The organism is Pantoea sp. Cy-639, from assembly GCF_011752525.1.
Taxonomy (GTDB): domain Bacteria; phylum Pseudomonadota; class Gammaproteobacteria; order Pseudomonadales; family Pseudomonadaceae; genus Aquipseudomonas.
The window spans coordinates 254,763-269,646 of the sequence record NZ_VWXI01000001.1 but is presented as its reverse complement, the minus strand read 5'-3'; the positions used below and the strand labels follow the sequence as shown (position 1 = coordinate 269,646).

Below are 14,884 nucleotides of genomic sequence, written 5' to 3'. Positions count from 1 at the left end.
ATGCGAAATCGAGACTGGACCACACAACTCGCGAACACGATCAAGGCCGCCACTGAGCGGCCTTTTTCATGGGGCGAATTTGACTGCTGCCTGTTCGCGGCTGACTGCGCGGTGGCGGTCTGTAAAACCGACCCGGCCGAGTTGTACCGGGGCCGGTACACGACCGAAACGGGCGCCAAGCGCCTACTGAAAAAGGTACACGGATCGCTTGAGGCCGCCTGGGATACCTGCTTCCAGCGGGTTAACCCGGCATTCATCCAGCGCGGGGACGTGGCCATGTACGACGGGCCGAATGGCCGAGGCGTGGCAGTGTTCTGGGCGGGTGAGTTCTGGTCGGTGGCAGAGGATGGGGTAGGGCGCATCGCCTGTGACCCGCTGGTGGTGTGGAGGGTTGAATGAGTAAGGCAGTCAGGAAGGTTGCGCTAGTCGCCGCCGGCGCCGCTCTGGGTTTTGTTACTGGCGGTGTAGGATTCGCGCTTATTGGCGGCGCCGTGGGGCTTTTTGTCGGCAGCCAGCAGGATGCTGCGCTGAAGTCTGGCCGCGGTAGTTATAGCAGCGAGCCGTCCGCGCAGACCGTGCGTTCGTCCAAAGCGCCGGCGCGCTTCATCCTCGGCAGAGTTAGCACCGGAGGCGTTCTGGTGTGGGCGCAGGAGCAGGCTGGTGCTCAGACCGATGGCGAGTGGGTTCACCTTGTTTACGTGCTTAGTGAGGGCGCCGTTGATGAGCTGGAGGCGATCTACCTTGGCGAGGAACTGATCAATACGTTCGGTGAGTTCGCTTCATACGAGCTGGTGGTGAACCCGACGCAGGTAAACGCCTTCTTGCGCGCAAACTGCCCTGACTGGAAAGACACACAGATTGGTCGGGGCCTGTCCTATGTGCGCGTGTCACTGAAGCACAACCCTGAGAAATTCCCATCTGGCATCCCGAACGTGCGGTTTGTTGTTCGTGGGAGGAACGATCTGTTTGACCCGCGTACCGGAATGACCGGCTACAGCGAGAACACTGCGCTTCACCTGCTGTGGTTCCTGCGCACGCGCTGCAAGGTGCCAGATGACGAGATCGTGTTCGAAACCTTCGCCAGTGCTGCCAACGTCTGTGATGAGTCGGTGGGGAATCCTGACGGTACTACCGGGCCTAGGTACCGATCTGGCTGCGTCATTGGCGCCGACGAGCAGCGCACCAACGTCATCCAGAAGTTGGAGGAGTCGTGCGCGGGGCAACTGATTCGCGTCGGCGGGAAATGGATGCTGCAAGCGGGCGCCTACTACGGACCGTGGGACTTCGAGATTACCGAGGACATGGTGATCGGCACCGTCTCTGGGGCGACCGAAGTCGGCAATGATGCAGCGATCAACGTTGTCACAGGCACATTCATCGATCCGTCGCAGTCCTGGGCGGAGACGGACTTTCCCGAGGTCCGGGTGCAAGAATGGGTTGATCAGGACGGTGGCGAGTCTGCCGAATCGATGTCGCTCGGGTATGTGTTCGACGCCTACCAAGGGCAGCGCCTGGCCAACATCAAGCTACGCCGCGCTCGGGCTGCTGGATCTCTACAGATTCCGATGAACTTCTCAGGTTATAACTGCCGCCCTGGGCGGGTGGTGCGTGTGAACCTGCCATCGCTGAACATCGTAGGCGAGTTCATCGTCACCGATTGGAACCTGGCCGCCGATGACGGCTGTACGGTCACGGTGTCGCAGTACGAAGCAGCAATCTTCGATGACGCCGTCGGACAGCCCTACAACCCGATCGGCTTCATCAATCTGCCGTCTGGCGGCCTGGGCAGTCCTACCGGGTTGACCTGGACCGTGGATGATACCGCCGAGGTAACCCAAGGCGTACTGAGCTGGGACGCACCGACCGGCATCGTGACGGGCTACGCAGTGACCGTGCGCCAGGCCGGTGTGGCCGTGCAGGCCCAGCAGGTGCCAGAGACCACGCTGCAGTTGCCCCTGGCCGGCCTTCCGTCGGGCAACTACACGATGAGCGTAGCCGCTCTCGGGCCGCAGGCGCGCTCGGGCGAGGCGAGCATCACGGTGAACATCGACGGCCCGCCGGTACCGGAAGCCTGCGTGGTGACATCGACGATCGAGAGCATCAACCTGGCGCCCAGCAACGTGCAGCACGGCCTGAATGGAGGCACCTACGAGTACTTCTACACGATGGACCCGCAGGCGCCGGTATCGCAGGCCGAATATCTTGGGCAGGGGCTTAGCCTGACGCACACCGGCCTGGCCTTCTTCACCAACTACTACTACTTCATCCGCTCCAAGAATGCCTACGGCGTGAGCGGTTATTTGAAGATTGCAGCCTCAACATCGACCGATGTGAGCACGATGCTGGCCGCTCTAGCTGGCAAGATCACTGAGACTGAACTTGGCCAAGAGCTGCAAAAGGAGATCGACAAGATCTCCGGCAACGAGCCCGGATCAGTCAACGATAGAATCGAGAAGGCGAAGCAGGATCTGGAGGACCAGATCAGCGAGCTGACTGACCCACTGCTGTACGACCCGGAGGGCGCTTACCTCAAGAACGACAGCGTCCGGCAGGGGCAGCGTCTCTACATGGCAATCATTGACGTTCCCGCCGCTCCGGATGGCAGCAACGCGCCGCCGAACCCGACCTACTGGGTCGATATTGGCAGCGTCGCCGAAACGTCAAACGCGCTCGCCAGCGTTGTAGCAAAGAATACGAGCGACATCGTGGATATCGACGGCCGGGTCACGGCGCAGTCGTCGATTATTCAGGCGGTGCAGGCTGCCTACCGCGACGACAACGGCGAAGGTGATCTGGCCGATGCTCTGGGCGGGTGGGATGCCCACGCGACGATTGCCCAGGAAATGCGTACTCGTGCGAGCGAGAACTACGCGATGGCCGAGCGTGTCACCAGGCTGAATGCCGAGGTTGGCGGAAACACGGCAAAGCTCGGCGAACTTGAGCGCGTTGTTGCAACAAACGAGGAAGCTACCGCAACGAGGTTCTCGAGCCTTGAAGGGCGGGTAGGCGACAACGAGGCCGGTCTGGCGCAAGAGGAGGTGGCCAGGGCCAACGGTGACGAGGCGCTGGCCGAGCGTATCGGCCTGATGGAAGCGACATTCGTCCTTCCGCAAGGTGACCGGGATGACAACGGCGAGGGTGATCTGGCCGGCGCGATGAAAGCCTGGCAGAACTCGGCGAAGATCGCCGACGAATCCCGCGTGCGCGCAACGGCTGATGAGGTCCAGGCGCGGCGATCGGAGACACTCGAGGTATCGCTGGGGCAGACGAACGCAGCTGTGCAGACGGTCAGCCAGGCCCAGGCGAACTTCGAGGGAAAAGCCAGCACGATGTGGGCGGTCAAGATGCAGCTGAACTCGCAGGGGCAGTACGTCGCAGCGGGCATCGGCCTCGGCATCGAGAACGGCCCCGCCGGCCTGCAGAGCCAGTTCCTTGTATCAGCAGACCGGTTCGCGGTGGTCAACAACATCAACGGGACTCTCGCGTCTCCGTTTGTTGTGCAGGGCGGGCAGGTCTTCATGAACACCGCGCTCATCAACACCGCATTCATTCAGCAGATCGTTCTCGGCATGACGCTGCGTTCGCAGGCAGTAGACTCGCAAGGCCGGCCGCTGGTTGAAATCAACATGGTGACAGGGGCGGTGACGATTCGAGGCCAGGATGCAAACGGCTCGACGCTGCTCAACAACGGCGGCCTCTACGTCTACGACGTGAATGGCGTCGAGCGTACCGCTGTGGGGAGGCTTACTTAATGGCGGCGCAATATGGACTTCGAACGCGGGATGCGACCGGCGCGGTAACGCTTGACACAACAATTACGCCAATACGCTCGCTGAAGATGATGCAGGTTGTTGGAAACGATGCCTTCGATCAGTACATCTCGATTCCGGAGATACAAGCGCAGTCGTTCGTTGTTGTTGATGCTCTCTATGATGGCGGTCAGAACACATCATCACCGCAGGCATGGTACTCGACTGGGCAGTTGCAGCTTCGACAGCCATACACCAGAACCTGGCAGGTGATGATTTTGTCGCAAGGAGGAGAACCGTTCGCGGCGCCGGGAAGCTACGGGGTCCGGGCCTTCAATAATAACGTGCGCACGCAAATAGATTCGACCAACAAAGTCTTGACGGTTCGTCACAGCGGAAACTTCAACATCGGATTCCAGGGGCCAGGGAGTGGTAACCAGATTCAATGGGGGGATGTGATATTCCCGGCGCCTGTAACCACGACCGAGCGCCCCCTGATCTTCCTGAACGCTGCGGACTACATGATGGTCGGTAATTTCTACGTAACGGGAGGCCCAGGTAACTGGACTGGATTCAGGCTGAAGGCTTGGAACAACCAGGGCGCTCATGGCACTCCAGCGCTCTATCCGATGCTGATCAAGTGGTTCTGTGCGAGTTATATGGCGCCCAATACTGGAGTAGGGAATTACGGCATTTCTGTCCGAGACGCAGCAAGTAACCGCACATTCGTCACAACTGCAAACTTGTCATTGCTCAACAGCCAGCCGGCATCTAATCAGTTCGTTAACATAGGGGCCCCGATCACCGGAGCGGGCGGCTACTACGCGCCAAGCCAGCAGATGCCCTGGACGGGAAGTTATGACGATTACGTTCTGGCGAATGCTCTGTTCTCGTGCACGAACGTAGGTCAAACAACGCAGCCGATTCGTGCAAATTTTGGCGGATTTCTGCCCGGTAATCGCTCAATTCTGCAGATGTACTGCGACAACGGCTCTGGAATTAATCCACTGACCGCGAATGGTCGAACTTTGTTCGCTTCGCGCCCTATGAAACCACTTTGAAGGAACTGCTCATGCCATGGTACAGACAAGGCACGGTAACTGTGACCTCTGGTCAAACGACAGTGACCGGCGCAACAACCAACTTCTCGGCGAACAGCCGTGTCGGCGATGCTTTCCAAGGGCCAGACGGTCGCTGGTACGAGATCACGAACATCGCCAGCGATACCGTGCTTAGCATTCTGCCCGCGTATCAAGGGGCGTCGGCCGCTGGTGGTGTGTATGCCTTGGCGCCGATGCAGGGTTACGTGAAAGAGTCGGCCGACCGGCTGCGGCAGATCGTAGAGCAGTTCGGCGGCACGCTGGCGGTGTTCGGCGGCGCGACCGACGCAGCGACATTGCGAGCGAACATCAACGCGGCGACCCGTGGCGCGAACAGCGACATCACGTCGATGACCGGTCTCACGACCGCGCTGAGCATCGCCCAGGGCGGCACGGGCGCGAAGACTGCTCCGGATGCTCGGACTGCGCTTGGCCTGGGCACTGCCGCACTCACTGCATCAGGCTCGGCGCCGGGCAACTCGATGCTTGTCGGCGACCGCAACTCGCCGACTGCGTCGACGATCAACACCTGGGGCAACTCCTTCCAGCTGTGGACTGCGCAAGCTACAGCCGGCGCCCCGGAAGCGGGCTCGTTCGGGATGATCATCAATGCCGGATGGCCAGGCGGCGGCTACGGCGGCCAGATCATGCTTTCCGTCACGGGCAAAATCTACTTCCGCTGTGGCGACTACACCAGCGCAACGACCCGCGAGATCTATCACACCGGCAACACCACGCGCGGTTCGGGCGGTGCGTTGTCTGCTGCATCGCCGATCGTGCGCATCGCGGATGTCGCCCGAAGCGAGCGCCGAGACCTGCTCGAGCAGAGTTTCGAACAGGCCGGGGACTGGGGGGCGGCAAACGACGAGGCACCGGGCGTCGCTGTCGAGCGTGTCGACGTTGGCGTGTACCGCGTCACCGGCGCACTTGGCCTTGCTGTGGAGGGTTGGCGCATCCAGGCCCCGTGTTCCCCGGATGGCGGCCGCGCCCTGGGCGTCACAGAGAGCGAGCAGGACGCCCAGGGCGTCGTGACCGTCCGGCTGTTCAAACAGCGCTGGACGCTCGATGACGAGGGCGAGTTGCATCCCGGAAAAGGGGCGCCTATGGACGTGCCGCTGGACAGCTGGATCGACGTTCGACTTCACATGCCGCCGGCGGCGCCGCTGCCTGACCCCGATGCGCCGCCGGCCTGACCTAGCCGACTGATCACCACCGCCGCCTGGCGGTATTTTTTTGCCTGGAGAAAACCCATGCGTACATCGCAACGCGGCTTGAGCCTCATCAAGTCGTTCGAGGGCCTGCGCTTGCAGGCCTATCAGGATGCCGTCGGCGTCTGGACCATCGGCTACGGCACCACTCGCGGCGTGAAGGCTGGCATGTCGATCAGCAAGGAGCAAGCCGAGCGCATGCTGCTGAACGATGTGCAGCGCTTCGAGCCGGAGGTGCAACGCCTGGTCACGGCTCCGCTGAACCAGAACCAGTGGGACGCCCTGATCAGCTTCACCTACAACCTGGGCGCGGCGAATCTGGAGTCGTCGACGCTGCGCCGACTGCTCAATGCTGGCAACTATGCCGCGGCCGCTGAGCAATTCCCGCGCTGGAACAAGGCTGGCGGAAAGGTGCTGCCAGGGCTTGTGCGGCGGCGCGCTGCTGAGCGTGATCTGTTCCTGGGGGCTGCGTGAGTGGCTGGGGCGTTCGAGTGATCGCGCTGTTTGCCGTGGTCGGGTCGTACTGGCTCGTCTACCAGCATGGTCGATCAGTTGAACGCGCCGAGGCTGAAGCCGCGTCAGCGACCCGTGACAGTCGCGATCGCTTGGCTGAGGTGTTGGGCGAGCGCGGAGCGCGCCAGGAAGAACAACGCCGCGCCGCGGCACATGAAGAGGTGAGGGCGCATGCTAATGAACAACGAACGATCGCTGAAGGCGCTGCTGCTGGGGCTGATGCTGTTGGCCAGCGGCTGCGCGACGAAGCCGGCAAGCTCGCTGCCGCCGTCGGTTGCCCCGGCACGGATACCGCCGCTATCGCCCGAGGCCAGGCAGCCACCCGCGCCGCCATGGTGCTCTCCGACTTGCTCGCACGGGCTGATGCTCGAGCGGGAGAGCTGGCGTCAGCGTATGACCGTGCCAGAATAGCTGGGCTTGCGTGCGAGGCGTCCTATAATGCCTTGGTCAAACCGGCAGGATAATGTCGTGAAGCGAAGCATCGAAGGGCTAGCGCAGGCTGGCGAGCCGCTGATACGCGAGGCCATTGAGGCAATACGCGCGTATCAGGACGCTGCGGATGCTGGTGCACCAGTTGAAGAGGTGAGGCGGTTGAAGCTCCAGGCCGATTCGCTTTACCAGGCCGTTATTGACTACCAGCTTCTGGTTTCTGGTAGCCCTCCGTCGACGATCCAATGAACAGGCCAAACGCATGAAACGACCAGCACCACTCATGCCTGATCACCCTATGTACACAGACGCTGTAGCAGCATTCAAGCGGTACCAGGACGCGCAGGAAGCCGGCGCGCCCGTAGAGGAGCTAGAGCAACTGCGGCAGCATGCTGAGTTCCTGTTCCAATCAGTGACGGACTACCAGCTTGAAGCGTTGGGAGGTCAATCGCTTAACCGTCACTGAACCGTCACTGAACCGGCTCTATGAGGCCTGCGCCCTGGTTGCGCACGTTGCCGACATCGGTGCCGACCCGATGCCACTCGAAGGCCTCTGCAGGCTCTCCCAGGTTGAGCACCATCTGTTCGGCGTGCTCGCTGGGCATGCTGTCCGCGATCCACTCGACCGCAAGATTTGGTGGCAGCACTACAGGCCGCCGATCGTGCACGTCGACAAGCCCGCCTTGCGCATCGGCGGTGATGATCACGAAGCCGTCATGCTCGCCGCCTGAGAACTGACCAACTGCGGCGCAGAGGGCAGGGCGCCCATCCCGCCGGCGGATGTAGTAGGGCTGCTGCTTCGGGCCGCCTTCGTCAACCCACTCATACCAGCCGTCCACCGGTGTGATAGCCACTACGCGTCCAGTCAAATCGTACTTTGCCATTTCTTGTCCTCAGGCCACTCGGCCTTGATCATTGCTTTGAAGGGCGGGTGCTGAACGCTAGACAGGCACGTTGTGGCGTAGAAATTCGAGCTGCTGGCGATTCACTCGCTCGAAGGCTTCGCCACCGTAAATTTCGAAATGGCCTTCTGAGCAGAGAACCACCTCAGCTTTTTTGGCTTGCCTGGCATAGCGCAGCGTCGGCCCAGAGGGGGCCACGCTATCGGTCTCGCACACGTGAACCAGCAAAGGGCAGTTGATCTCAGCGGCGCTGCGTCCTGGGTAATAGCAGGAGATATCCAGGGCAATTCGTGCAGCGGCTTTGTTGCTATATGCCTTGCCCTCCGGCACGAGAGCGAGGTAGCCAGGCAGAGCATCAGGAGCCGTCATCAAAGCTGCTGCGTTAGCAGGCCCAGCAACATCTACCAGCAACGGAGCCGCGCCGAAGATCGAGCCAATGCGATCAACGACGCCCAAGAGCGTCAGCTTCAAAGCCGTTCTTGTGCTTTGGGCCATTGCAGAAGCGAATCCAGAGGTAAACGGGCATTGGCTCATCACTGCAGCTACACAGCCGTCCTGTGCGCCAACGCGCATGACATGGCCACCACTGAATGACGTACCCCAAAGAATTACTCGCTTGGCATCCAACTCAGTTCTGGAACGTGCGTAGGAAATAGCAGAGCGCCAGTCCTCCAGTTGCCTGGAGATGCTGAGCAGATTTCTAGGGTTGCCGTCGCTGTCGCCGAAGTGGCGGTAGTCGAAAACAAGGCAGGCATAGCCAGCATTTCTGAATCGCTCAGCGACCATGTCCAGCCGCATATGGCGAATGGCCCCCAAACCGTGAGCCATGACGATGACGGGTAGCGGCTTCTCCCCTGCGGATGGCAGGTACAGCCAAGCTGAGCAACGTGAATTTCCCGAAGCGAAGGAAACATCCAAGCGTGAAGTCATGGGCAGCGAACCTCTTTCGTTTTTTTGATGCTATTCCAATTTTGGAAGTGCATCAAATTTTGTTCGGGTATACTGCCGTCCCATGAACATCTCCACTCCAACCCGCACCCAGCGCAAAGCCGAGGCCACTCGCCTTGCGATCATCCATACCGCCGAAGCATTGATTCTGGAGGAAGGGCTTTCTGCCCTGACGCTGGAGGCAGTTGCTGAGCGTGCCGATATCGCCGTGCAGACGATCTACAACCGGGTCGGTGGACGATCTGCCTTGCTCCTAGCCGTGACGGAAAAGGCCATGGAGGAGAACCGGGTATACATGGAAAGGGCCTACGCGGCGGCAGGTACTCCGTTGGAGCGGATTCGGGTTGCTGCTATGGGATACATCCGGTTTGCCAAGGAGCGCCCCAACGAGTTCCGTCTCATGGCCTCTCCTCCCGATACTCCGGAGGCTCAGACCCGTATTAGCTCGATGGTGAAGAAACATAACGCTCGACTTGAGGCTGCGCTGCGCGATGGCATAGCCGACGGTTCAATCGATCCAGCCATCGACCCATACCTTGTGTCTACCGCGATGTGGGCTGCCATGAATGGCATGCTTAGCCTGGCCTGGCGAGCAGATAGTGCGGCCGTCACGTCGGATGTAATGGATCAGCTTCTAGCTCAATCCATGGAATTGACGTTCAAAGGGTTGACCGCTCATTTGCGGTGAGCCCCCCGATCAAGCGTCCGCTATTGGCCGATTGCTGCCCTTCGCGAGAGACCGCTACCGACCCATAGCGGCCGCTCACACCAAGATGTCAGAGTGCTCGCAGTGACTTGATTTTCTATTCCACATAAATGGCGACATGAGCGAGCGGGTCATGTCGCTGATCGAGTCGATGGTGCCGGCTGTCGAGGTGTATTCGATAGATGAGTGCTTTGCAGACCTGTCTGGTGTCCAGGGTGATCTGACACAGTTCGGCCGCCAGATCCGCTCCAAGGTGCTCAAATGCACAGGCATCCCTGTCGGGGTGGGGATCGCCCGTACAAAGACGCTGGCGAAGTTGGCAAACCATACCGCGAAGCGCCTCCAGGCACAGACCGGAGGCGTGGTCGACATCTGTGATCCGTTTAAGCGTGACTGGGTTCTGCGCAACACGGATGTCAGCGAAGTATGGGGCATCGGCAGGCGGATTGAATCGCCTTTAGTTTGATAGACAGCTTGAATGGCTGCAAAGGTTCGAAAGCTGCCGGTCGCGGCTGACTGCTTTCGACCTATTGCGGAAACTTCCTACGTTGTGTGGCCAGAGAGCGAAGCGTCAAGGGACTGAACAATGAAACGCCGCAGACCATCCACCGCATTGGATCCCTGTGATGCCTTGCTTCGATAAACTGCAACATTCATGGGCTCGAGCGGCCCCAGCCCATGCATAGCACCTAGTATCTGGAAATGCGTGGGCACACTGCACCGCGTGAGAACAGCTACTGCCAACCCGCTTTCAACCGCCACGATCTGCCCAGCCAGACTGGAGCTGTTGTAGACCACCTTGTAATCGCGCCCTTGCCTGGCCAAGGAGCCAAGTGCGCCGAGCCGAGCCAAACTTCCCGTTTCATAAACGGCGATAGGCAGCGGATCTCGTGTCCAGAGTTCAAACTGGGGCGACCCCACCCAGACCATGGGTTCCTGGAAAAGCACCGAACCTCGACGAGCGCTATCGCTGGAGATCAGGGCAAGGTCGAGCTCACCACTGACTACCCGAGGTATCAGGGTTGTGGATTGCTCGCACGTCAGTTCGATCTCCACCCCCTCATGCCTGGGAGCGAAGCGTTTGAGTATCGGCGTGAGGTAATGCGCTGCATAGTCTTCTGCCACGCCAAGCCGGACCCGTCCAGTAAGCAGTTCACCGCGAAACGCGGCCTGAGTTTGAGCGTGTAATGCCAGCAAGCGCCGCGCATAGCCCAGCAGCATCTGGCCATCCTCGGTCAACTCGAGATTGCGTGGCCCCCGCTTGAGCACCTCTCGGCCAAGTGCAGCTTCCAGTTTCTTGAGTTGCATGCTCACTGCGGATTGGGACCGATGCACTTCGATCGCCGCGCTCGACAGCGAGCCGGTATCGACGGCGGCGACAAAGCATTTCAACCAGTCGATCTGCAAATCGCGAAGTGACATGGTGCTCTCTTGTTGATTTCGATAATCGAATACCTAGATGCCATATTATTCGCTTTTCGTCCAATGTGGGCAGACCTGATGATGCTCCGAATCTGAAATCCTGGAGACATCATGCAGCTCGATACCTGGTTGCTTTATCTGATTACATGCTGTGGTATTGCAGTGGTCCCAGGACCTAATGCGTTGCTGGTCCTTACCCATGGCGCCTTACACGGAAGAAACAAGACGCTCTTCACAATCAGCGGGGGCGTGATCGGCTTCGTCGGAATGATCGCACTCTGCGTGCTTGGCCTGGGCGCACTGCTTCAGGCTTCGATGCTGTGGCTGACGGTGTTGAAGATCGTCGGCGGGCTTTACCTGATTTGGCTAGGGGTCAATCTGTGGCGATCAGAACCGATTACGCTGGCCAATAAGGATAACTCTAGTTCTGGCAGCTGGTCGCTATTCTATCAAGGGCTGCTCAGCGCGGTTTCCAACCCCAAAGCACTGCTGTTGTTCACGGCATTTATTACACCCTTCATTGATCCTCGAGGAGATCTCGTGGCCCAAGCTGCGATTCTGTCCATGACATATGCCGTGGTGGAGTTTGGAGTCGAACTAGGCGTGGCAAGTGCTGCGCACAAAGTGAGGCCTTGGCTGGCTCGAACGGGGCGTCGATTCAATCAGATCTGCGGAGGGTTCTTCGTGATCTTCGGTGTGTTGATCCCAGCGCATTAGCAATGATCATGTGACTGCTTTGGGTCGATAGCTGCCCCTCGGGCAGGCAGTGAGCCGCCTATAAAGGAACGTATTGTGAAGAACAGCAAAAAAACCGAATACTGCACGATCTGCGGATGTCTACTCGACAATCCGGAAGATCCACTATCAGGCAATACCGGCGGAGATTGCTGGGGATGCATAGGCGCCATCGAGGCGGAAATGGGGTGCGCAGAGTCGCTCGCCTACGTACGCAAAGAATTTGAGGCAGGACTTCGGCCCGGTTGGATTGATCCATTCAAGCCCTAATTTGGAAGCTGCTTTACGACCCTTTGGGTCGGTTGCCCAGTGCGCCGCCACCCCCATCTCACCAGGTCCGCACGCGGGCCTGCGTCATCTACCCGCAGCACCGCGACTTGCGTCGTTGGCGCTACGTTGTACCGGCCAAGCGGATGGTCACCGACGTTGTTCCGCCAGACTTCCGGCATGCCCAGGGTCTCTATGTACTCACGTATCCCGCTGTACTGAGTGACTCTCCCGCACATACCCCACCTCGCGTTTGTCGGATGCCGGCGACAACACATTGACGGCTGAACGGTCTGAACGTTTACTGTATGAATATACAGATATCCGATTGAGTCCATCAGCCATGACCATAACCTTCCTGGGAACGCCAACCGGTGGCCCAGCGCAGCTTCCTGTCTACTCGTTTCGTGTTCCTGCTGGCTTCCCTTCGCCAGCTGCTGACCATTTGGAACGGCATATTTCGCTCGACGAGCTGTTCGAGCTGCGCGCCCCGCATGTGTATCTAGTGCAGGTAGAGGGCGACAGCATGCAGGGGGCCGGTATCTACTCTGGCGACCTACTCATCGTAGACCGCAGCAGGGAAGCCGAACACGGCGACATCGTGATCGCAGCGGTCAATAGCGAGCCCGTCTGCAAGCGGTTGTACCGTCGAGGTGGGGTAGTGATCCTGCAGTCTGAGAACCCGGCTTACCCGCCGCGGTATATCCTCGAGGGCGACGACCTGGTCATGTGGGGTGTCGTTCGCTACAGCGTGCGTGATCATGCGGTCTGAGCAGGTGTTCGCGCTTATTGATTGCAACAGTTTCTACGCAAGCTGCGAGCGCGTGTTCAGACCGGATCTGGCCAGGACGCCCATCGTGGTGCTGAGCAACAACGACGGCTGCGTGATCGCTCGCAGCTACGACGCGAAGCCGTTCGTGAAGATGGGCGAGCCTTATTTCCAGTGCCGCGAGAAGCTGCGTCGACATGGCATTGTGGCGTTCTCTTCGAATTACGCGCTGTATGGCGACATGAGCGAGCGTGTCATGTCGTTGATCGAGGCGATGGTGCCGGCGGCCGAGGTCTACTCGATTGATGAATGCTTCACTGACCTCACAGGTGTGCAAGGAGATCTGCTCCAGTTTGGCCGGGAGGTGCGGGCAAAGGTGCTGCGCTGCACCGGCATTCCGGTCGGGGTGGGTATCGCTCGCACGAAGACCCTGGCGAAGCTGGCCAACCACACGGCGAAGCGGCTGCAGGCACAGACGGGCGGGGTGGTCGATATCACTGACGACTTCAAGCGCGACTGGGTGCTGCGTAACACCGACGTGAGTGAAGTGTGGGGCATTGGCAGGCGAATGACTGCGCACCTCGAGGCGATGGGGATCAAGACAGCAATGGATCTGGCCAAGGCTGATCCTTGGACGCTCCGGCAGAAGTTCAGCGTGGTGGTGGAGAAGACCGCGCGCGAGCTGGCAGGCACGCCATGCCTTGAGCTCGACGAGCCAGACCCACCGAAGCAAGAGATCTGCTGCAGCAGAATGTTCGGGAAGCGATTGGAGACCCTGCCGCCGATCAAGGAGGCCGTGGCCACATACATGATGCGCGCCTCAGAAAAGCTCCGGGCCCAGGGCTCTGTGTGCAAAAAGGCCAGAGTGAGCATCCGCACCGGCATGTTCAACCCTGACGAGGTCAAGTACGCGAACGGAGCGATAATCGAGTTGCCGTATCCGACCGACGATGTGCGACTTCTGACGAAGGCGGCCGCGACCGCGCTCGAACGGCTGTTCCGGCCTGGGTACAGGTACAGCAAGGCGGAGGTTCTGCTGATGGATTTGTGTCAGCGGGGTGAGTACACGACTGACCTGTTCGCGGCGGAACAGCCTGTCGAGGCCACGCGGCTGATGTCTGTTGTCGATCAGATCAATGGTCGCTGGGGGAGGGGGACGATGCGGGCCGCCAGCGTTCCGGCGATGCCGGACTGGGGAATGAGACGGGATATGAAAAGCCAGTCGTACACAACGCGGCTTGATCAGCTGTGGACTGTTAAATGCTGAGCAGCGATAGAAGGTGAATTGTGGTCGGCAGAACGCCGGAGGAGGGTTTGAAATCAGTTCCAAAACTGAAACGGCGACCCTTGCAGTATGCGGCCTGTAGCCGTGTCGTTTCGTCTTTGTTTTGGAATCGATTTCACCGTTTGGGCCGCATTGGTCGGGCGTTTATACAACGGTCTTGAAAACCGTCGATGGGCAACTATCCTAGAGTTCGAATCTCTACGCTTCCGCCACATTCAAAGCCCTGATTATTCAGGGCTTTTTGCGTTTTTGGGGCATAAAAATACGACCCGTGGGAACACCCATTGGGAATGGTTTTATTTGTCAGCGATGACAAAGCTTTGCTACTTGGTGGGTTTCGCCAAGGCTCCAACTCGACGATAAACCCTCTCGGTAATGTCTCCCTTCGTGTGGCCCAGCAGCAGGCTGGGGTGGTCCACATCAGTGATCTCTGAAGCTGCTTTCGGGCGAATGTCGCGGAACTGGAACTGGCTGATACGGCCGGCCATGACCTGGTCGCCGGCGGCAGTTGCTTCCTTAACCGTCTCCTCCCTGGCATCGTCCCATCGATGGCGCAGCATCGGTGCTGTGACCCGCTTGCCGTTGTCGGTCAGCAGCAGGTAGGGCGAGCCATGCGGAGCGTTGCGCTCCAGAATTTTTCTGATTAGGGCGCCCAAGCTGCTCTCTACACCATCTACTTCGAGCATGATCCGCGGCTTCTTGTGGGTCTTCTTCTGCTTCACGCCGAGAGCGTTACCATCGATGTCGTCCCTCCTCATCACCAGCACGTCCGCCGGACGCTGGCCCGTCAAGTACGCCAAGTCCATGGCGTCCTTCAATTCACCAACCGCTTTCGCGTAAACCGCGCTCCA

Annotated in this window: 17 protein-coding genes; 13 read left to right on the top strand and 4 right to left on the bottom strand. The window is 59.6% G+C overall.

The annotated features are described in order from the left end of the window. The 7 genes from F3J43_RS01140 to F3J43_RS01110 are packed head-to-tail and all read left to right on the top strand — an operon-like array spanning position 1 to position 7,248. The gene (locus tag F3J43_RS01140; RefSeq protein ID WP_166882980.1) at positions 1-399 is read left to right on the top strand and encodes a DUF6950 family protein; all 399 of its coding nucleotides are present in this window, start codon (positions 1-3) and stop codon (positions 397-399) included. After that, on the top strand, positions 396-3,752 hold the full coding sequence (locus tag F3J43_RS01135) for a phage tail protein (RefSeq protein WP_166882979.1): 3,357 nt from the start codon (positions 396-398) through the stop codon (positions 3,750-3,752). Before F3J43_RS01140 ends, F3J43_RS01135 begins: the two co-directional genes overlap by 4 nt. Continuing rightward, positions 3,752-4,810, top strand: a complete 1,059-nt coding sequence (locus F3J43_RS01130) for a hypothetical protein (protein ID WP_166882978.1) — start codon at positions 3,752-3,754, stop codon at positions 4,808-4,810. Before F3J43_RS01135 ends, F3J43_RS01130 begins: the two co-directional genes overlap by 1 nt. An 11-nt stretch (positions 4,811-4,821) precedes the next feature. Then, positions 4,822-6,042 (top strand): phage tail fiber protein, encoded by a 1,221-nt coding sequence (locus F3J43_RS23745; protein WP_205297563.1) that lies wholly within the window; start codon positions 4,822-4,824, stop codon positions 6,040-6,042. 57 nt (positions 6,043-6,099) lie between these two features. Then, the gene (locus F3J43_RS01120) at positions 6,100-6,531 is read left to right on the top strand and encodes a lysozyme (RefSeq protein WP_166882977.1); all 432 of its coding nucleotides are present in this window, start codon (positions 6,100-6,102) and stop codon (positions 6,529-6,531) included. 17 nt (positions 6,532-6,548) lie between these two features. After that, complete coding sequence (locus tag F3J43_RS01115) at positions 6,549-7,034, top strand: DUF2514 domain-containing protein (RefSeq protein WP_353618173.1); 486 nt, start codon at positions 6,549-6,551, stop codon at positions 7,032-7,034. A gap of 4 nt (positions 7,035-7,038) precedes the next feature. Then, positions 7,039-7,248, top strand: coding sequence for a hypothetical protein (locus F3J43_RS01110; RefSeq protein WP_166882975.1), 210 nt, complete (start codon positions 7,039-7,041; stop codon positions 7,246-7,248). A 221-nt stretch (positions 7,249-7,469) separates the two neighbouring features. Here F3J43_RS01110 and F3J43_RS01105 read toward each other — a convergent pair whose 3' ends face one another. Together F3J43_RS01105 and F3J43_RS01100 are read right to left on the bottom strand one after the other, a co-directional pair. Continuing rightward, complete coding sequence (locus tag F3J43_RS01105; protein WP_205297561.1) at positions 7,470-7,883, bottom strand: SOS response-associated peptidase family protein; 414 nt, start codon at positions 7,881-7,883, stop codon at positions 7,470-7,472. Positions 7,884-7,940: 57 nt separating this feature from the next. Beyond that, positions 7,941-8,831, bottom strand: coding sequence for an alpha/beta hydrolase (locus tag F3J43_RS01100; RefSeq protein ID WP_166882974.1), 891 nt, complete (start codon positions 8,829-8,831; stop codon positions 7,941-7,943). 82 nt (positions 8,832-8,913) lie between these two features. Here F3J43_RS01100 and F3J43_RS01095 point away from each other — a divergent pair, with 82 nt between their 5' ends. Together F3J43_RS01095 and F3J43_RS01090 are read left to right on the top strand one after the other, a co-directional pair. Further along, positions 8,914-9,537 (top strand): TetR/AcrR family transcriptional regulator, encoded by a 624-nt coding sequence (locus F3J43_RS01095; RefSeq protein WP_166882973.1) that lies wholly within the window; start codon positions 8,914-8,916, stop codon positions 9,535-9,537. A gap of 136 nt (positions 9,538-9,673) precedes the next feature. Next, positions 9,674-10,021, top strand: a complete 348-nt coding sequence (locus F3J43_RS01090) for a Y-family DNA polymerase (protein WP_205297560.1) — start codon at positions 9,674-9,676, stop codon at positions 10,019-10,021. A 77-nt stretch (positions 10,022-10,098) separates the two neighbouring features. On the opposite strand, the gene F3J43_RS01085 is transcribed toward F3J43_RS01090, so the two are convergent. After that, positions 10,099-10,977, bottom strand: coding sequence for a LysR family transcriptional regulator (locus tag F3J43_RS01085; RefSeq protein WP_166882972.1), 879 nt, complete (start codon positions 10,975-10,977; stop codon positions 10,099-10,101). A 111-nt stretch (positions 10,978-11,088) separates the two neighbouring features. Between F3J43_RS01085 and F3J43_RS01080 the strand changes: the two genes are divergently transcribed. From F3J43_RS01080 to umuC, 4 genes are all read left to right on the top strand, one after another. Beyond that, a complete protein-coding gene (locus tag F3J43_RS01080) occupies positions 11,089-11,694 on the top strand; it encodes a LysE family translocator (protein WP_166882971.1) in 606 nt (201 codons plus the stop codon). A gap of 75 nt (positions 11,695-11,769) precedes the next feature. Beyond that, on the top strand, positions 11,770-11,982 hold the full coding sequence (locus F3J43_RS01075; protein ID WP_205297559.1) for a hypothetical protein: 213 nt from the start codon (positions 11,770-11,772) through the stop codon (positions 11,980-11,982). 340 nt (positions 11,983-12,322) lie between these two features. Then, positions 12,323-12,751, top strand: coding sequence for a LexA family protein (locus tag F3J43_RS01070; protein ID WP_166882970.1), 429 nt, complete (start codon positions 12,323-12,325; stop codon positions 12,749-12,751). Between the two features lie 4 nt (positions 12,752-12,755). After that, the gene (gene umuC, locus F3J43_RS01065) at positions 12,756-14,015 is read left to right on the top strand and encodes a translesion error-prone DNA polymerase V subunit UmuC (RefSeq protein ID WP_353618180.1); all 1,260 of its coding nucleotides are present in this window, start codon (positions 12,756-12,758) and stop codon (positions 14,013-14,015) included. Between the two features lie 341 nt (positions 14,016-14,356). On the opposite strand, the gene F3J43_RS01060 is transcribed toward umuC, so the two are convergent. After that, positions 14,357-14,839: a tyrosine-type recombinase/integrase gene (locus tag F3J43_RS01060; protein ID WP_205297558.1), complete on the bottom strand. Its 483-nt coding sequence runs from the start codon at positions 14,837-14,839 to the stop codon at positions 14,357-14,359. Positions 14,840-14,884: the final 45 nt, after the last annotated feature.